General features: G+C 40.3%; 21 protein-coding genes. 4 read left to right on the forward strand and 17 right to left on the reverse strand.

Features of this window, described 5'->3' with window-relative positions:
* Positions 1-250: 250 nt before the first annotated feature.
* Genes PX481_RS00395 through PX481_RS00405 form a run of 3 tightly spaced genes read left to right on the forward strand, consistent with a single transcriptional unit; the run spans position 251 to position 2,575 of the window.
* Positions 251-1,066, forward strand: coding sequence for a TIGR04255 family protein (locus PX481_RS00395; protein WP_288026941.1), 816 nt, complete (start codon positions 251-253; stop codon positions 1,064-1,066).
* The gene (locus PX481_RS00400) at positions 1,063-1,737 is read left to right on the forward strand and encodes a helix-turn-helix domain-containing protein (RefSeq protein WP_041804010.1); all 675 of its coding nucleotides are present in this window, start codon (positions 1,063-1,065) and stop codon (positions 1,735-1,737) included. The genes PX481_RS00395 and PX481_RS00400 overlap by 4 nt, the downstream gene beginning before the upstream one ends.
* Positions 1,718-2,575, forward strand: a complete 858-nt coding sequence (locus PX481_RS00405; protein WP_288026937.1) for a hypothetical protein — start codon at positions 1,718-1,720, stop codon at positions 2,573-2,575. The genes PX481_RS00400 and PX481_RS00405 overlap by 20 nt, the downstream gene beginning before the upstream one ends.
* 260 nt (positions 2,576-2,835) lie before the next feature.
* Here PX481_RS00405 and lepB read toward each other — a convergent pair whose 3' ends face one another.
* Positions 2,836-3,438, reverse strand: a complete 603-nt coding sequence (gene lepB / locus PX481_RS00410) for a signal peptidase I (RefSeq protein WP_002761427.1) — start codon at positions 3,436-3,438, stop codon at positions 2,836-2,838.
* Positions 3,439-3,731: 293 nt separating this feature from the next.
* Here lepB and PX481_RS00415 point away from each other — a divergent pair, with 293 nt between their 5' ends.
* Complete coding sequence (locus PX481_RS00415; protein ID WP_288093067.1) at positions 3,732-5,903, forward strand: EF-hand domain-containing protein; 2,172 nt, start codon at positions 3,732-3,734, stop codon at positions 5,901-5,903.
* Positions 5,904-6,091: 188 nt separating this feature from the next.
* Here PX481_RS00415 and PX481_RS00420 read toward each other — a convergent pair whose 3' ends face one another.
* The 16 genes from PX481_RS00420 to PX481_RS00495 form a co-directional block, all read right to left on the reverse strand.
* The gene (locus PX481_RS00420) at positions 6,092-6,763 is read right to left on the reverse strand and encodes a DUF2290 domain-containing protein (protein WP_002796746.1); all 672 of its coding nucleotides are present in this window, start codon (positions 6,761-6,763) and stop codon (positions 6,092-6,094) included.
* A gap of 7 nt (positions 6,764-6,770) precedes the next feature.
* Positions 6,771-8,870: a DEAD/DEAH box helicase gene (locus PX481_RS00425; protein ID WP_002761424.1), complete on the reverse strand. Its 2,100-nt coding sequence runs from the start codon at positions 8,868-8,870 to the stop codon at positions 6,771-6,773.
* A 271-nt stretch (positions 8,871-9,141) separates the two neighbouring features.
* Positions 9,142-9,804, reverse strand: coding sequence for a Na(+)/H(+) antiporter subunit B (locus PX481_RS00430; RefSeq protein ID WP_002761422.1), 663 nt, complete (start codon positions 9,802-9,804; stop codon positions 9,142-9,144).
* Positions 9,804-10,346 (reverse strand): DUF4040 domain-containing protein, encoded by a 543-nt coding sequence (locus PX481_RS00435; protein ID WP_002761421.1) that lies wholly within the window; start codon positions 10,344-10,346, stop codon positions 9,804-9,806. Before PX481_RS00435 ends, PX481_RS00430 begins: the two co-directional genes overlap by 1 nt.
* 8 nt (positions 10,347-10,354) lie before the next feature.
* A complete protein-coding gene (locus PX481_RS00440) occupies positions 10,355-10,624 on the reverse strand; it encodes a monovalent cation/H(+) antiporter subunit G (RefSeq protein ID WP_002752066.1) in 270 nt (89 codons plus the stop codon).
* On the reverse strand, positions 10,621-10,872 hold the full coding sequence (locus PX481_RS00445) for a hypothetical protein (protein ID WP_002739224.1): 252 nt from the start codon (positions 10,870-10,872) through the stop codon (positions 10,621-10,623). The genes PX481_RS00440 and PX481_RS00445 overlap by 4 nt, the downstream gene beginning before the upstream one ends.
* The gene (locus PX481_RS00450) at positions 10,869-11,252 is read right to left on the reverse strand and encodes a Na+/H+ antiporter subunit E (protein WP_002761417.1); all 384 of its coding nucleotides are present in this window, start codon (positions 11,250-11,252) and stop codon (positions 10,869-10,871) included. Before PX481_RS00450 ends, PX481_RS00445 begins: the two co-directional genes overlap by 4 nt.
* The gene (locus PX481_RS00455; protein WP_288093071.1) at positions 11,249-12,685 is read right to left on the reverse strand and encodes a cation:proton antiporter; all 1,437 of its coding nucleotides are present in this window, start codon (positions 12,683-12,685) and stop codon (positions 11,249-11,251) included. Before PX481_RS00455 ends, PX481_RS00450 begins: the two co-directional genes overlap by 4 nt.
* Positions 12,682-13,029, reverse strand: coding sequence for an NADH-quinone oxidoreductase subunit K (locus PX481_RS00460; protein ID WP_002761414.1), 348 nt, complete (start codon positions 13,027-13,029; stop codon positions 12,682-12,684). The genes PX481_RS00455 and PX481_RS00460 overlap by 4 nt, the downstream gene beginning before the upstream one ends.
* A 456-nt stretch (positions 13,030-13,485) precedes the next feature.
* A complete protein-coding gene (locus PX481_RS00465; RefSeq protein WP_288026928.1) occupies positions 13,486-13,728 on the reverse strand; it encodes a hypothetical protein in 243 nt (80 codons plus the stop codon).
* 175 nt (positions 13,729-13,903) lie between these two features.
* Positions 13,904-14,266 carry a type II toxin-antitoxin system PemK/MazF family toxin gene (locus PX481_RS00470; RefSeq protein WP_288026926.1) on the reverse strand — a complete coding sequence of 121 codons (363 nt, stop codon included), beginning with the start codon at positions 14,264-14,266 and terminating at the stop codon, positions 13,904-13,906.
* A complete protein-coding gene (locus PX481_RS00475; protein WP_288026924.1) occupies positions 14,241-14,432 on the reverse strand; it encodes a hypothetical protein in 192 nt (63 codons plus the stop codon). Before PX481_RS00475 ends, PX481_RS00470 begins: the two co-directional genes overlap by 26 nt.
* 51 nt (positions 14,433-14,483) lie before the next feature.
* The gene (locus tag PX481_RS00480) at positions 14,484-14,948 is read right to left on the reverse strand and encodes a hypothetical protein (protein ID WP_002761412.1); all 465 of its coding nucleotides are present in this window, start codon (positions 14,946-14,948) and stop codon (positions 14,484-14,486) included.
* Positions 14,949-14,975: 27 nt separating this feature from the next.
* Positions 14,976-16,022 carry a class 1 fructose-bisphosphatase gene (gene fbp, locus PX481_RS00485; protein ID WP_002740533.1) on the reverse strand — a complete coding sequence of 349 codons (1,047 nt, stop codon included), beginning with the start codon at positions 16,020-16,022 and terminating at the stop codon, positions 14,976-14,978.
* A gap of 420 nt (positions 16,023-16,442) precedes the next feature.
* The gene (locus PX481_RS00490; protein WP_002761411.1) at positions 16,443-17,231 is read right to left on the reverse strand and encodes a DUF3153 domain-containing protein; all 789 of its coding nucleotides are present in this window, start codon (positions 17,229-17,231) and stop codon (positions 16,443-16,445) included.
* Between the two features lie 2 nt (positions 17,232-17,233).
* Positions 17,234-18,803, reverse strand: a 1,570-nt coding sequence (locus PX481_RS00495; RefSeq protein WP_288093075.1) for a ribonuclease R family protein, incomplete at its 5' end; no start/stop codon positions are given.

The following is an 18,803-nucleotide window of genomic DNA, read 5'->3' on the forward strand; positions in this document are numbered from 1 at the left end:
CCTTCTTGTGGTACATCGCTTGGTACAAAAAACAAGGGCAACAAAGCCTGAAACGACCGACTCCTGACGACCGGCTACTGACTCCTACCCCCAGGAAAAACTTTTTCAGCAGACCCTAAATATAGCAATTCTTAAACTTCACTGGTTATTTCACAGTCTTGCCGTACAATGGAGATGCAGAACAGTTCTTCCGATAGTTATTGTGTTCTATTAGCTAAAAACGCTTAATATAGGAGATAAATAGCCTAAAATGTCCAAAGTGGTCGATATTAACAATCCACTGATCGATCCAACTCCTCCAGAGGTTCACTTAACTAATGCACCTCTAGTGTGTGTGCTTGGACAAGTACGGTTCCCACAAATTCTGGCCGTTGAGGATAGGAAATTTGTGACTCCATTTCAGGAAGCTATTAGAACAAAGTATCCTAAGTTACGGCAGGAACGAACTTATCAATTAACTTTTGATAATCAAGAAAAAGATGCCGTCAGATCTCAAGCTGAGGTTATCTGGCAATTTACAGATGCCAATAATCATTGGCGAGTCTCATTAGCGTCTAATTTTGTAGCCTTAGACACATCAAAGTATGTCAGTCGTCAGGACTTTTTAGAGCGAATGAGAGAAGTTTTAACTGCGGTTAATGAACATATTCAACCCAACCTTGTTGAGCGAATCGGTATTAGATATGTTGATCGTATTGAGGGTATTGATGTAGAGAATATTTCTAATTTAGTCAGATCAGAACTGATAAATATTACAGCGTCAACATTTCAAGAACATATTCTTCAAAGTTATAATGAATCTCTGTTTCAGTTACCTGATACCAAAGAGACACTTTTAGCAAGATGGGGATTGATTCCGGGTAACGCTACTTTTGATCCAAATGTCTTTAAACCGATTGATCAACCGAGTTGGTTTCTTGATTTAGATATGTCTATTTCAGAGAATCAAGAATTTGACGTTGAAAAAATTTTAGAGGATGCAAAACGATTTTCTGAAAGAATTTATACTTTTTTTAGATGGTCAGTAACCGAAGAATTTCTAAGACGCTTTGGAGGTGAACAATGAGTAACTTAGTGATTGAACGTTCAAATACTTTTGGCTCAATCAATCCTCAAAAACGATTTAGAATGATTCCTGGTATTGCGGAATCCAGTACCATTGGCTATGATAATCTTGCCGCTCAAAAGTTACTAGCGATTTCAGAAAGAACTAATAGCGAAATAGTTGTTCCGAAGCACAATCCTCATCTTTTTCAAGATAGTCAAAAAGCGATTAATGAACTCAGAAAAACCAGTGGACTGACCTGGGAGCAAGTTGCTAAACTATTTAATGTTTCACGTCGAAGCATTCATTTTTGGGCAAGTGGACAGCCTCTAGCTAGTGACAATGAGGAGAAATTAAATAGATTACTGGGAGTGATTAGATATATTGATCGAGGAAGTGCAAGTCTTAACCGTAAGTTATTATTGAATCCTAATGCTGATGGGGAACTGCCTTTAGACCAATTAATATCAGGAGAATATGATAAAGTAAGAGAGAATCTTGGGCGTGGTAATCCACCCAAAAGACCGCAATTAAGACCTTTGTCTGAGGAGGAGAGTGAGCTTCGTAGGCCTTTACCACCGGAGATATTAATTGATGCTTTACAAGATTCTATTCATCATGATGTTGGACGTTCTAGACCTGCTAAAACATTGAGGAGTGGTCAAAATCGCAGTGGAAAGCAAACAGATTGATCTCATTAACAATGAGTTACAAACATGGTGTCAAGGGGATTTTGTTTTAGGAGAACAGCGGTTTGTTCATCGATTTAATCCTCAATTTCCTCTTACACCTGATTCTACAAAGCAAGATGGTGAAGAAAATGATCTTGTAGAATCGGAAGTAAAAGGTCTAGTTGTTGTTACACAAACTTGCGATATTGTCCGTTCTTGTTGTGAACGTCCTTTTCTAGAAGTTGTTCCTCTGGTAGAAATTGAAGCTGAAAAAATTAGTGAGATAAAAAAAGGCAGACGACCTCAATACGCTTACATTGAAGGATTTGCCAAACTAAACTTAGTAGCTGATCTCGATAGGGTAATGACAGCCGAAAAAGCATTGATCTTACAATGGAATCGTCAACAGGGTTGTGTAACTGATCAAGAAAAAAGACTCTTAAGACAAGCGATAGCAAGAAAAAGAATTCGTTTTGCTTTTCCAGATGATTTTGTTCAATTTGTCAGTAAACTTCAAAACCGGATGCAAGATAAGCATACTAAACAAAGTGATGAAGGGGAAGCCTTACGAGCTTTGCGGGAAATTAGAGTTAGTGCAAGACCTTCGTGGAATGATGAAAATCCTGAACTTATGTTTTATTTTATTCGTGAAGAAGAACAAGAGGACTATAATGACATTGGATGGGACAAATGGCTAGATAAGTGGTTAAATTTATTACCTAACTCTGGACGTTTTCAGTCTGATGGTTTAGTAGTAAGCTTAGAAGATATGACCGCAAAAGATTATGTTGAGAGTGATCAACTGGATCTTGAGCATTTGTCTATGGCCCAAAGCAATATTGAAAATTTAGATTTATAGAAAACTATAATTACAAAAGTTTTCCAAATATTGTCGCAATTCTGATACTGGTGAGATACAAAGTCTCCAGTTTTAGGGAAGAGGGAGAAACAAGCTGATGGCTAAAAAACTGATAACTGATATTAGTTACTGTACCTCATGATACTGAAAAATCTCTAGTCATTTCGATCGCAATTGAGAAGACCAATATTAGACCAGTGGAGGCTTTCACCGGTCAAGAATGTCTAGAATTTATTGAGAATGACTAAATTTTCTTGACATTAATTCTGATTTATGGCAGCGTCGGGGTTGTCAAGTCCTCCCAGACGATTGAAGGGCCAAAAACGCACCACGGCGCGACCGATTAAGTTGTCCCGGGGAACGAAGCCCCAAGCGTGGGAATCATAACTATTATTGCGATTATCGCCCAAAACCAAATATTGATCGGGGGGAACTGTCACCGGTCCGAAAGTATAATTAGGTTCTTCGGCGATATACTTTTCCGCTAAAACTTTACCGTTGACGTGAACTAGACCGTTTTTGACTTCCACCTTATCCCCCGGTAGTCCAATCACCCGTTTAATAAAAGCATCATGAAAATTTTGAGCTTTGAGAGCGGCTGTCGGACTAAAAACCACTATATCACCCCGTTCTGGCTTCTGAAAATGATAGCTAACTTTCTCGATAATTAGGCGATCGTTAATCTGGAGAGTGGGTTCCATGGAAGAAGAGGGAATATAACGGGCCTCGGCCACAAAAGTGCGGATGCCAAAAGCCAAAATTCCAGCCGTGACAATGGTTTTAACTGCTTCTAGCCAAGGGTTTTCTTGGGGGACGGGAGGAGGAGAGGGTTTTTCGGATTTATGGTTCAAGCTTTCAGCCATAGAATTTAAACTTTTGAGAAGGATTAAGCCAATACGCTCTTTAATGTTCTAGTCTAGTGATAGTAGCAGCGTAGATAATATTTTAAGACAATTTTCCCACATATACTGGATCACTGTTAATTTGTCAACGCCGCATCCTGCTGCCTGAAGGGGAATTTCCTCGGGGGTAGAAAAAGGCAATGCAGTCCCTCAAAAAGGCAAGTTTTTCGCCGCTATTAGAGGAAAAACGTTAAATTCGAGGATTGAACCCCTAATCTCCCTTAAAAGTCTCTTCTCCGTCACTACTTAGACCTATGTTTGCACAAATTCCCGAACGATCAATGCACTATCTGCGATGGGTTGTGACCATCGCTTGGTTAATTCTGATATTTTCTCTGTTTTTTGACCCGATTTCGGCACAATTAACCGATCCTAACAATCTTTCTAGTCCCCTGAGAGTTGATCCCGATGTGTGCATTAAAGTCCAGGGGGTTTGCCTACCCCAATCCTCCTATCAGTTAGCTGCGCCGATTTTTTGGGGAATAGTGGTTCCTAGTAGCATTTTTATCTTATTAGTATTCGGTCACGAACTCTGGCGGCGTATCTGTCCTTTATCCTTTCTTTCTCAAATACCGCGCGCTTTGGGTAAACAGCGTCAGAAAAAATACACCGATAAATCGGGGAAAGTCCGCTATGAAATCTATAAAGTGCCGAAAAACTCTTGGTTAGCCCGGAATTATCTCTATCTACAATTAAGTCTGTTATTTTTGGGTTTATGCGGACGGATTCTCTTTGATAATTCCGATCGCTTAGTCTTGGGTAGCTTTTTAATCTTGACTATTCTAGCGGCGATCTTTGTGGGTTACTGGTATGGAGGCAAATCTTGGTGTAACTATTTCTGTCCCTTGAGTCCAGTGGAAAGGATTTACGGTGAACCGAGGGGTTTACTGAATAGTACCGCTCACGAAGACAGTCGCGGTGGGATTACTCAATCTATGTGTCGTATTGTCCATGAAGATGGTAGCGAACAAAGTGCCTGTGTTGCCTGTCAGAGTCCCTGTATCGATATCGATGCGGAAAGATCCTATTGGGATGGGATTACTAAGAGCGATCACCAATGGCTTTATTACGGTTATTTTGGCTTAGTTTTTGGCTATTTTATCTATTATTATCTCTATGCTGGCAATTGGGACTATTATTTCTCTGGAGCTTGGGCGCACGAAGAAACTCAACTAGAATCCCTCTTTCAACCGGGTTTTTATCTTGCAGGTCAGGCAATTGCGATTCCGAAGCTGGTAGCTGTCCCCTTAACTTTGGCAATCTGCACTTTTTTGGGTTACTTTCTCGGTAAAAAAGTTGAAAATGCCTATAAAGTCTATAGAATCCGCAAAAAGTCGCCCTTACCGACCGAAATTATCCGTCACCGCGTCTTTACTGTCGGAACTTTTCTGATTTTCAATTTCTTCTTTATTTTCGCTGGTCGTCCTTTTATTAATCTTTTGCCAAAATTTTGGTATTATTTCGCTGATATTTTACCGGCTGTTTTGAGTAGTTTATGGTTATATCGCACCTGGACAAGGGATCCCGACCGTTACCAACGAGAAGGACTAGCGGGAAGATTGCGTAAACAGTTGGGTAAACTGGGTCTCGATACGGCTAAATATCTTGATGGGCGATCGCTGTCAGCTTTGCACGCGGATGAGGTGTATGTATTGGCCAAGATACTGCCGGATTTCAGCCACCAGAAGTGTTTAAAAGCCTCCAAAGCCTTGTTAAAAGAGGCTTTGGAGGAGGGATATACTGACTTCGGCCACAGCCTCGAAATCCTAGAACAAATGCGCTTAGAGTTGACGATTACCGAGGCCGAACATCAGGCAATTCTAACGGAGTTGGGTGTGGAATCGGCCGAACTTCTCGATCCGGACAAGCAGTATAGTCGCGAGGATTGGTTGCGTTTGCAGAGTTACCGCGATGCTTTGTTAGAAAGTTTGTTGGTGACTTGGAAAAAAGACCCCGATCGCCGGGTGGGGTCAGAATTGCTGGAAGTGTTAACCGGTAAGAGTTCCAGGGAGGCGATCAAGCATTTATTGACGGAATTGCCGGCCTCGGAAACGGAAACTGTCGAGTCTTTGCGTCGGGAGTACGGAGTTACCGGTCAGGAGGAGGAAACGATTCTCCATCGTCCTCTGTCCCGTCAATTATGGCAAAATATCGCCCGCGCTTTTCAGGTCTTTGATCGTCTATCTTTTAGTAGTGACAGCGATCGTGATCAACAGGAAAAAATTTTATTGCAAAGATTCCAGCTATTCGATAGTGATGGTTCGGGACAAATTAGCCTTGAGGAGTTAAAAGCTTGTCTTCAGGCGATCGAACCGGGGGTGACAGACAAGGAAATCGAAGCTATGTTACACCATGCCGATGCCGGTCGCGATCATCAGATTAGTTTTCCGGAGTTTCGCGACCTACTGCACCAATTCCACCAATAAACTGTCTTAGATAAGGAGTCTTTATTTTCCCTGACTCCTTTTTTTCTTTAAAAAAATAGCTGTTCGCAGGCAGGCACGGATTCCCATTATACTAGAAAGTATAAGGCAAGTTGAGGGATTTTGTCAAGCTTTTTTGAGAAAAAATTTCGAGGTTTCGCTGAACTGTATGAGGGTAAATCCAATAGGGACTATAGAGAGGGAGATTTAATAGCAAAATGTAGTATATTCGTTTCTATTTCAGTTATGGTTTCTGGAAATCGCTGATTGTTAAAATTGATCTGCTCGGAATATAGATGATAGGCTGTATTGTAAAAGTTACGAAGGATAAAAGCAATAAATATGCTGGGTGTTAAAGGGGAGGACACTGGAATTCGGCAGTTTTTGAATTGTCCTAGGGTGAGATGACATCTGGGGTGATGAATCTCTTGAAAATTATCAGGATCGTAATCAAATCTAATCGGTACAGCTACAATATTTTTGTCGATAATATCGGCAAATATCTCATCTTCTTCATATAGTTCTGGCTCATTTTGAAAAGATTCTAAATAAGGGGATGAGAAGAAAGCTAGTCTATGGGATAATAACTGCGATCCTTGGAAGCGATAAAGTAATTGAATCAAGGCTCCATCAATCATTTTAATATTATAATTCTTACCGCGATCAAGCTCATCATAAATATCTTGATAGGCAACATTTTTTAGGGCAATGGATAAGTCGGAACTATTGGCATAGCTAATCTCAGAAATATTTTGACTCAATTTATTCAAAGTCGGAAAGTTCTGCTGACTTGATAATCCTACTTCTATCAATTTAGCCGTTAAATTTTTAACATCCTTAAAGATATTCTGAACATTAAGCATTTCTTAACTATTCTTGGAATATTTTGATAATTTCGTTTTTTTCATCTGATGAAAATTCTATACTTTTTAACTTGGCAATTAATTCTTGCTTTTCCCTGTCATTTTTATATCTCTTGGTATTAAGAGTATCTCGATAAACCTTCTTCATTTGTTGAAGTTCTTCGGGGGTTGGATAGGTAAACTCAAGAGCAAAATTTCTCGATTTAATTTCCTGAAATTCCCTCTCTAAAGCTTGCATATTTGCTCCATAACCAATAACTCTTAACCAAGCTTTACTTCTAGTCATCGCTGTAAATAAAATATTGCGGTTACTAGCAATTTGTGAACCAGATAAACATTCTTGAGCGTTAATGAAATAAACCATTGCCGCTTCATTGCCTTTTGCACGATAAATCTGTGTAAAAGCAATCGAGTTTTCTTGAAAAAACTCATCGGGAGAAGATGTGCTACCTGCTAAATGAGAATTAATATTTTTTGTAAATAACATTTCTCTAGCTTTTCCAAAAACGTTGCGAGCATTTTTAGGTATTGGATGGATAACCATAATATCTTGGCATCTTAATTCATCTTCCTTGAGATTCTTGGCAATTTGTTCCACTAGCCATTCAAATTGCTCCTGATTGTTATCGAAAGATTTAAAGTTGATAATATCATCGATAGAAGAATGTTCTTCAAGGAATTTAGGACTGGTTTTGGGGGTTCTAATCAGTTTAACAAATTCTCCTGATTTTAATTCTCCTTCTTCAACCTCATAACCAATATCTTGCCATAATTGAGGATTATCAAACATTTGAATTAGTCCCTGTGGATAATAAACTCCAAAACCTAGAGCATGAGCAGAGGACAGAATAGGACGAGAATTTCTGTAACAAGTATTTAAAACCACATCTTGTTGGGGTTCGCTGGGTAAATTCTCCAATTTAACTCTAGGATTACCATGATTATCATTTCCAAAAATAACTTCGGGAGAATGCATGACTTTACTATTTAAGCTTTGCAACTCATCATAGGCATAAACTAAACGTTTATCATCTTTCAAGATTTCATAGCAGAGTCTTAAGAAGTCTTGAGGAAAATCTTGAGCTTCATCAATTAAAATAAGATCATAATATTGATGAAATTTTTTAATCTCTCGGAAGGCTTTTTGACAGACAAACTCAAAAGGGTCTTCATTCAACAAATATGTTAGGTTGTTTGCTTGACTAAAATCTAAATATTCAATATTATGTCGTTTACATAGCTCATAATAAATTCCTTCTATCTCAGGACTTCCCCAAGCGTGAATAATTTTTACTTTTTCCCAGTCTGGTTCGGAATTTTTATGCTCATAACTAAACCGAGTAATTAAATCTTTGTATTGATCCTTTAACGAGCGTGTATAGAAGGTAACAGCAATATTCCAATCGGGATGAGTTGCATGAAGATAAGCTACTTTCAGCGCTAAGACAATTGTTTTTCCCGAACCTGCTAAACCTCTAATTCTTTGTACACCTTTAGTGGTTTCTAAAACAGCCTTATTTTGAGTTTCATCAAGATTAGCGATAGAATCTTCTAATTTTTTTAACTTTGCTCCCCTAGAATCTGGTTTAACAACATAACTGCGAGCGTCTTTTTTTCTAATGGTTGTAACAGCTTGTATAACTGAGTTGACTTTCTCGAAATATTCAGAATCATTGCCTTGACATTTCTTGATAAAATCATCAAGATCTTTATCTTTAATAAGAACAGGATATTCCTCTGGGTTAATTCCTTCTGGATAATTATTCCAAATCGGTGCATAGGTGGCTACAGAAATGTTAACTATTAGCTTTCTTTTTTGAACAAGCTCTTTATAAGACAGCAGTTTTGCTTCTAACTTGGTTATGCTCTCGTCTTGAGTGCCTTCAATATCCAAATCATAATTTTTTCCCTCATCAATATTAAAAATAATAACCCCTTGCTGACGAGAGACTAATAGAGCATCAATTTGATATCCTCCTTGGGGAGTTCCAATAATAGGATAGCCGATATACAATGTTCCCTCTATATCTGTTCTTTCCTCAAAATATTTAGCTAATCTTTGAGAAGATACAGGTTTAGCTGAAGAACCGCGAATAACGTTAACCATAATTTTTACCTCGGGAGTTCTTTTAGCAGAATCATTAGATGCCTATTGATTCTTGAGGAGGGCAACAAAATTACTATAGCATTTTTTCAACCATCAAGTCATGTTATGATTATCGGTTAATCCCCAGTTTTGACCTAAAGCTATAAATTATAGCTATTAAGTAGGGAGGCACAATTATTTGTAGGATGGGTTAGCGGTAGCGTAACATGAGTGGGCGTTGGGTTTCATGCTTCAACCCAACCTACGTTCTATAAATATAGATATTAACCTCTCACAATAAACCGCGATAGCGGATAAAAACGAGGATTACTGCCCAGGAACCTAAAGCTACTTTAACGGCGACTAAAATATTTAGTATCGGTAAAATACCACCACTAAATAGCGCACCTAATTCCCCGTGGGGTAACTCAAATCCTGAGAGAGTAATGGCAGCCAAAACAATAAAAACTAAGACGGAAATTTTCTCCCATGTTGCCGCTTGCCAACGGCGATAAATTGCTTGCATCCATTCGGGAGACGAGGTAATTGCTATTAAACCAATTGCCGTACCTCCGGCGACTCCGGCGGCAAAACCTCCCCCCGGACTTAAATGTCCGCGGATAGCTAATTCAATGCCCACTAAAGCGGCAATTGTTGCCCCTAAACGGGCTAAAATAATTGAAGGTTGGTCAGTAAATTGATGGATTTTACTGGCGGGTTTTTCGGTGGCTAAAAGAAAATTTGCCCCCATAATGGCAATGGTAAAAACGACCACTTCATAGATGGTATCGTAGAGACGATTACGAAAAATAACCACCGAAACCGCATTAGGAACACCGCCGTCGCGCACCAGGGATTCAACAATTTCTAAGGATGATACAGAGGAAGCAGTATTGGGAATAATTACCATTTTGATAGCGAAGGCAATGGCGGCTAGAGTATAAATCCATTTCATTAGTGTTTCTCCTCTAATTTTGGGGTTTCAATACAAGTTAAAGTTGTGTTGGCTGCCGTTAATTCATTTTTAAAAATATCGTAGAGATAGGGTAATCTAATTGTGGTTTCGTAGGAGATAGTTTCTGGATTGTCTTGACGGATACAGACGGCATGAATATCCTTATCCATAAGTGCCTGTTGCAAAGCTTGTTTATCACTGTAGGCAACTAATTCTAAACGCATAAAACGTTTACTTAAAACCGTTTGTAGTTGAGTTTTTAACTGTTCTAAAACTGTATCGTTTTCCTCCGCAATTACTCCTAAACGCATCACTAAAGAGGAACGAATCGCCACCGCGTAGAGAGTTACGGCTAACATGGTTCCCATCAAAGCTTCGGTTAAAGATACATCTGCCGCCCCTAATAAAGCATAAACTAAGGCTGCTATTGCTCCCAAAACCCCGCGAATTACTAGAGCTTGGTAGGGATTAGATTGTAACATCACCATCGCCGCAGTTAAAGGCAAGAGGGCAACAATAACATAGAGATAACTTTCATTCATCTTTAATTCTACTCTCGATCGCTAGAAGTATAAGCTAAAACGTAGCCTAACATGGTGTTCCAAATTGCTAGGGAAATTATTGCCAATAATAATAAAGGCCAATTTTGGGGAACTTTCAAAAGTAGCCCGAAAATAATCGCCATAGAACCCAAGGTATCAGCGACAGATAGACCATGTAATTTATATAATACCGAGCGCTTGTCTAAAAGATGCGCCGTTCCCCAAAACCAGAAAAAAACTCCGATAGCGATGCAGATATAACTGAAAATGTCAATCATGATTCGTTCAATCGTTTAAGAATTTGTGCTAATAACATAAAACCGGCATTACCGACACTGAGAATAATCACTGCTACCACTCCAATCATCCAATCATCCCGCAGAACTGAAACTACTAGAATAATAATCGATGATTTACTGGAAGCACTGGCAAAGGCGGCCATTTTTTGCCAGATGTCATCATTTTTGGCCACTTCATAAAGGGGAATTAATAGGGCGACAATCATGGCAATGAGAACAATATTCATTCCTGGGAACTCCGTTTAATTAGATGAACTTCATAACCCTCATTTTCCTTGTATTCGGTGACGATAGTTTTCGGTGTAAAGGTAATGAGAAATATATCCCAAAAAGCCAATCTGGGTGAACGTTTACCCGCAATTCTCTCTAAAATAATTTCTTCTTCCTTGTGGGGACGAAAGATGATTTCAAAAGCTTCTTTATAAGCTTGGGGAATAGCTATAAAGACTTTAATTATTACCTTTAACCAATCGCCTAAAGTTTCGCTAGAGGCGAAATTACGGGGCAAAAGAAAAGCAATAGCCACCCCGATCATAATATTAGCGGGGGTAAAATTAGCGGTGAGTAAAAACCACATAGTTAAACGCAGAATTATATGTCCGATCATGCTAAGACCATCCAAAACAATAGAACTAACATTATACTCATCATACCGACGAGATTATCAAATTGTTCCCAGGCTCGCGATAATTTTAGGGATAACTTTTTGAAAACTCCCAGATATAACCACCACCCGGCACCGATGACGGCTAAAGCTTTGATAAGATTGGGGAGATTATAAGCTTCAACATAGACGGCATTGGCTAAAAATAGGGCGGCAAGGAGCAGAATTATTGCTATCCAGAAACCGATAGTTAGCTTCTGTTTACTTTCGCCACCAGCGTGGGGTAAAAAGATAAATTTAGCAAAGGAAATCGCCGTCCCCACCGCCACAAGATTGATCATAATCTCTTGCCAGGGGACTAAATTTTTCATCGTTAACGCTTTCGCACCAAAACCAGATAATAGGGGGAATCCAGAGATAGAAAAACTAGCAACCACTAGGGCAATCCAGAGAGAATTAGGGATCGATTGTTGCTGTAATTCTTTAAAATTGCGACTGGGTAAAACTCCCGCTAACAGAAATAGGCAAGATTTAACTAAACCGTGGGTAAGGGTATAAAAACCACTGACTACCGGGGCGGCTAAAATAAAACCTAACTGGGAAATAGTATGGAAGGCTAACATCCGCTTGCTATCCTTTTCAAACACTGCGTATGACACGCCAAAAATCGCCGTTAGCACCCCGAAAAGCCGAATTAGGACATCCAAATCCTCTAGGATTAAAGCACAGCGCAGGAGGGGAAAAATGCCAGCTTTTACCACCACCCCCGACATCAGCGCCGAGACGGAGGTTTCCGATTCCGAGTGTGTCATCGGTAGCCATAATCCCGAGACAAAGATTCCCCCTTTGACTAATAATCCCATGAAGATTAAAGCCAAGGCTTCGGGAGGTGCGTCCTTTAAACCGGCAAAAGCAAAGGAATTATTGGCTTTATAGACTAAAACTGCGCCGATTAGGTAAAATAACATCGCCACATTGCTGATAAACAGATAACGCAGGGCAACCCAGAGAGAGCGATCGCTGCGAGGATAGGCAATCACCAGAAAAGCGGCAATACTAATTACTTCTAAGGCAACGTAAACGCTAATAAAATCCTCACAGACGAAGACAGAATTAATGCTGCCGTGAAGAATGATAGCTTGGGCGTAAAAAAAGGCGGTTTTGCTACTTTCCCAGTTATAAAAAATAACTGCCATCGTCACCAGGGCATTGGTGAGGATAAAATAGGCACTTAACTGATCGGCTACCAGTCTCACGCCATAATTATCTAGTAGGTTGAGGGTTATGGGGGAGGATTGGCTAAATAGAAGGAGAGAATAGGCGAGAGAGATAATAGTGGTGGCGAGAGCCAGATATTTGTCTAATCGCGGCAATAAATAGATGATAAAGCCGATCAAAAAGGGTAAACTTATCCAAGCGATCGTTAAAGTATTCATGGTGTGTTATTTTTTTCTATCTCGCTGCTGTCGAGGGTGGGGTTATCTTTAGCTAATTTCATTACTCCCACCAGCATTAACGCCTGAATCGAAAAACCGATGACGATCGCTGTTAAAATCACTGCTTGGGGTACAGGATCGGCGTAATTTTGCTGTTTAACTGTACTGAGGATGGGAGTAAACAAACCGTCACGGGAAGAAATCACCACATAGTAGGCGATAACGCCGGTACTCATGACATCCATGGCGATAATCTTCATGATTAAGTTTTTTTTCAGGAATGTTCCTAAAAATCCGCACAAAACGGTGGCGAATACAAACAACTCTAGGAGGGGAATCGTCACTGGGCTTCTTGATTAGATTTGGTTATGAGTCAAAATATTTCTTCTAATTATCCTCGATCGAGTCCTATTTATCAAAAAATTCTCAAGATTATGGGGGGAATTTTCGGGCGGCCAATAGATTGTTTTGGATCTATAATTATTATTGAAAAAAATAAAAGCAAGCGGTTTCGCTTTAATAATGTATATCTTCCCAGAGGGAGCAATCAGTAATGTTTTGGAAATCTTTGATATTTTTGCTGGCAATAATAACCCGACGACTGGGATATTTTTCTTTGAGTAGCGACCATTGAGCCGATAGGATACAATCTATATCAATATTTTCTTTAACTTTTCAGCCCAAAGATAAGCGGCTTTTTGTAGTAAAATAAAACTGACTTTCTGAAACTTAATTACATTCCTTAACTTATCTAATTCTTGCACGCTTTTACTTCTCGTCTAACCTCATAATCACATAGATCAGATGAAGTCAGACAAGCTCCTCTTGCCAGCAGACGATAAAACCCATTCGGTACATTGATAAACTTCTGTAAATAACTTTTGATCTTCTGGCCAGTCTTCACCGAGCGGGGTTACTAATAAGCTTAAAATGTTAGAGTCCAGAATTACCATCACTCTTTTAATAAAACTCATTCCAGCTAACATTTCTTCACTGCTAACTAACGGCAAAGATAACAGCAAATCTTCTATAGTGATCGTCATGACTTAGATAGCTCCTTAAGAACAACTCATGTTCTCATACTAGAATAATTATCCGAAAGGGATTCGATTGTATTTAGGGCTTGCTGAATAAACCTAAACACCCCACACTCCACGAAAAACTTTTTGCCGCAAACCCTAACTATTGGTTATGTTTCCGCTGCAACTAGCGCACAGACTAATCTTCGCTTTCTTGATCATTCCTCTCTTCAAACCCTAGCCAAAAAAGTAACGCATTCTCAACCTCCATCATTTGCTCAGATGTCAGATTTCCTAATTTACGCAAAAGCTTTGCATGGGGAATTGTAACGATGTTTTGTACATCAAAGACTCCTTCTCTAAGGAAGCGAGCTTGGACTTTCACTTCAAATCTTGAACCACGAGAGCTTGTCGTATGTGGAACCAGAGTCGCTAAGGCACGCTCTTGATTGCGCGCAGGAATACTGATAACCAAACAGGGTCTGACTTTGGCCACATAACCCAGATCAACCAGCCAAACCTGACCACGATCAGGGCTATCCACAGGAAGCTTCTTGATCATCTAATTCTAGAAAAATTCCCTCGGCATTGAGGACTAGATCTTCATCAGATAAGGGCGGAAAATCCAGGTGAATTGTCCGCTTCAGAATCTCTAATAGCAAATCTGAGCGCTCTGAGTCTGTCAAGCGGTCAAAGGTATCTAAAAGTTCCTGAACTATAGCAGTCATAGCGGTTGCCCTATATCTGCTCAATACTATAACACAAGCTTAACAAGGCTCTTAGTCATTGCTTGACAGCCCCAATAAATTCTGAATGTAAGTTTGGAATCCCCCCAAACCGCCATCGTCATCCCAACGCTGTCTGAAAGTTGGTAACTTCTCCAATTCCATCACCTTCCCACCCTGATAGTTGAGAACTTCTCGATAATCAAACATCGCATCTGCTTTGGCTGATACAGGTGGATTATCAAAATCAATAGCCCAAAGCACCTCAACAATTCGATAGATGTCGTAATTATCCTTGCCAATTTCACGTTTGGCTTTGCAGTCGAGAACTTTTACTAAATGGGTAACATACCCTTGCTGCCTGAGTAGTATCAAACTATCTTTTTCGGGTTTATTGGCATTGACTTCATCGTCTTTCCATGCCAGTTTGAAGGAATTAGAAACCTTATATTCCCGATATGCCCATGTACCATCGTGTCGCCTTACATTTTTAGTCCACTTCAGAGCTTGTAAATCCATGTCAATATCTCTAAATAAAACTATAAGTTAAACTCGATCGCGATGACGGCGATCAGCGATAAAAGACTCCACCAATTTAACATCTTCGACACTACCGATCACTAAAGGTGTGCGGTAGTGTAATTTATCGGGAACGATATCTAAAAGATTTGTCACCCCATCACTAGCTTTACCTCCTGCCTGTTCAATTAAAAAAGCAAGGGGAGCAGTTTCATAAATTAAGCGCAATTTTCCCTGGGGATTTTTAACAGTACCCGGATAGAGAAAAACGCCTCCCTGCATTAAAATTCGATGGATATCTCCCACTAATGCCCCACTGTAACGGGCCGTGTAACCATCATGACGGTGGACATAACGAGTATAGTCGCGAATTGCCTCATCCCACTGCCAAAAATTGCCCTCATTGGTACTATAAATCGGACCGTGATCGGGGATAATAATATTCTCTTGGGCGAGGATAAATTCCCCTAAACTGGGGTCAAGGACAAAGGCATGAACACCGCGACCGATCGAGTAAACTAAAATAGTAGAGGGTCCGTAGAGAATATAACCGGCGGCGATTTGTTTACGACCATTTTGCAGTAAATCCCGCGCCTCTCCGTCTAAATCATTGTCTTCCTGTTGACGGATGGCAAAAATCGAACCCACATTTAGGTTAATATCCACATTGGAAGAACCATCGATCGGGTCGTAGAGTAGGGTATAGCGACCGATGGGACAGTTTTCTGGGATATAATAGGGTTTATCCATTTCCTCGGAAGCAAGACGGCAAACTAAACCACTTTGCTTAAAAACCGAGATAAATACCTCATTGGCAAAAACGTCCATTTTCTTGACCGATTCCCCTTGGACGTTGGTTTCTCCAGTAAAACCTAGCACATCCGCCATTAATCCCGCTTTACTGAGACGACGGGCAATTAATTTTCCCGCTAGGGCAATCCGACTCATAATTGCGCTTAAATCCTGCGCGTCGGGGGAAAAGCTTTGTAGTTGTTGCAGGACGTGACGAGAGAGGGTGGTACAATCTCGATCGAGGCTATGTTCGGGGATAGAAAAGGGAATATTGCTAACCATAACTGTAATTGCCAGTGTTGAAGTAAAAAGGGAAACCCGTCTAGTCTCAATTATGACTATGGTTTGATCCTAGCCAAGATTTTCCCTATTGCGGGCCAATTTTTAGATCAGTTTTAGAGTTGGCTAATTTTCCCCTCATTGATCATTAAATTTTGGTCAATAAGTAGCTGTTTATAATTAAATTGAAGATAAATTTTGGTTTCGATCCCCCCTTAATCCTAGGGTTGATTCCGGGTAGGGTTGATTCAAGGTAGGGTTAATTCATGAATCAACCCTACCCTTGATAAGGGGGGTGTCTGACAGTTTTTAACACTAACTAAGCTAAACGGCTTTTACTTCGGATCACCGATATAGACTCCAAAAGGGTTATAGCTGTTGGATCATGCAGGTTAAGCGCCGTTTAGCTTACTTAGTTGCCATCTAACTTGAAGTCGATGGGGATACACCGGGCAAGCGTTTATATTTCAAGTAATAGGCAAAACCTGTTATTAAAACAATAATTATTGTGCCGATACCTAAATAGTTAGGAAGCCAAAAAGCTGCCGCAATGGTGTTAATTTCTCCCGGTTTTAAATGCCAAATTAACTGATTGTCAACTTGTTCTACCGGGGGATTTAATCCTGAGTCATCTTCAATATTTTGACCAGCGAAGGGAGTCTTTAAAGCGAAGTCGATATCGACTAAAGAACCGGGGCTAACGATAATATTTCCCTGTTCAGAAAGTACACCTAAAGCCCGCAAATCAACGGTTAATTTTAAGTTTTTCTGAGTCAAAAAGAACCAATCTCGTTCTGTAACTGCCAGTTTTGAGTCTAGTTGCAGTAACTTTATATCATCGGTATTAGCAGAGTTTTTGATTTTAAAGGAAGAACTAGGATCAAAAAATTGATTAAATTTTTCCTCTAATTCCTGACTATTACTAAAGGGAATAGTCACAATTATTTCTCGTTCGGAAATAGGAGCGGTTTTCCCCTTAAGTAATTTTGCCCTCTGTTCGATACTATTTAACCATTTAGTGGCTTCGGTTTGACTGAGACTGGTTAAGCGTTGTCCGAGGGTGATATGTTGAATAATTTCCCCGTGGTGTTGGTGGGGAAAATTAATGCCCACATCGTAACGGACACAGCCAGTTAAAAAGAGAAAAATACCGCATAAAAAGGGCAGAATAAAGCGGGTTTTTCCGATTTTTTCGGTGGTTGGTTGATTCATAATTAATCTTCTTCTAAGTCGTCATAACTTGCTGAACTGCCACCGCTAACCGTAACTAGATCGATTTGCTGACGATAATAGTCTACATCTTTTATCTCCACTTCTACCTCATCACCGAGACGATAGGCAACGCGATTTTTCCGTCCTACCAAACAGCTATGACGGGCGCGATATTCGTACCAATCATCCTTGAGAGAAGAAACATGGACCAACCCTTCCACTAATAAATCGGAAATTTCCACGAAGAAACCATAGGATTGTACACCGGTAATTAAGCCGCGAAAAACTTGACCCATTCTTTCTTTCATTTTCTCGGCTTTTTTCAATCCTTCTAGGTCTTTTTCCGCATCTTCAGCAATTTTTGAGCGATCATTGAGATGGGAAACAATTAGGTGGCTTTCTTCTTCTAACTCCTCCTGAATTTGGCTCGGTAGAATATTCCAATGAATCTGTCCATGACAGCTATTACTGCCCAAATTAACCCCGACTTTGACGATTTTGCTGCGGCGATCTTTCCCCTCTGTTAATAAGATTTTTAACACCCGTTGTACCCAAAGATCGGCATATCTTTGCAGGGGTGAGAGACAGTGGGTATAATTGCCAGGATAGGCCAAACCAAAATGCTGTAAAGGATGGCTGCTATATCTAACTAATTTGAGAGTTTCTTGCAGGAGATAATTGAGGACTTTCACCGATGTGGAAGCGGAAAAAATGCGGGTGAGATTTTGATAGTCATTGGGTTTAATCTCCTCCTCGGCAGTTAAATTTAATTCTGCCCCTAAATTATTGGCTAATTTGAGTAAATCCTCCAATTCATCCCAATCCGGTTCCGATTGTCCGCAGTAGATACAGGGCAATTTTAAGGCCTGTAAATGTTCGGCGACAACTTTGCCGGCTAAAATTGCCACTTCTGTCAGTAAAGAGCGGGCCGGTAAATTATTAGAAGCGAGAACAGTCCCCCCCCGTCCTTCGTCTTTGTAGGGGGAGATTTTGTCTAATTGAATATCAAAACTACCCCGCTGCAGACGTTGGGATTTTAGGGTGGGGCAAACGCTGAAAAATAAATCTTTCAGGGTTTCAACGGTATCGGTGGGGGCAGCTTCGCTATCTTCTTCACTGAGCAGATCGCGCACCTGTTGATAGGTAAAATGTTGATCCACTTGGATGAGGCTGCGGATGATTTCGTACTCCACTAGCTCCCCCTTGTCATCAAGGGTAACGAGGATAGAAATAGCGGGGCGCTGTTCTTGGGGTGACAGGGAACAACGACTGGCAAGGGCAGCTGGGACTAATGGCAGCACTTTTTCGCCTAAATAGACGGCTGTTCCCCGTTTTTTGGCAACTTTATCCAATAATCCGCCCCGTTCGATGTAACGGGTGACATCGCTGATATGAATGGCGACTTGCCAGCGATTTTGGTTGATTTTTTCTAAAGAAAAGGCATTTTCAATGATTGGGGGATAATCCAGGGGGTTGTCATCTTCGATGGTAAAGGTGAAGAGTGGGGTTAAATCTCGCAGTTGTTCTTTTTCGCCACTATCGAAGAAATCGGCTAAATTATCGGCAATTTCG

The organism is Microcystis sp. M53603_WE2 (genome assembly GCF_030065435.1).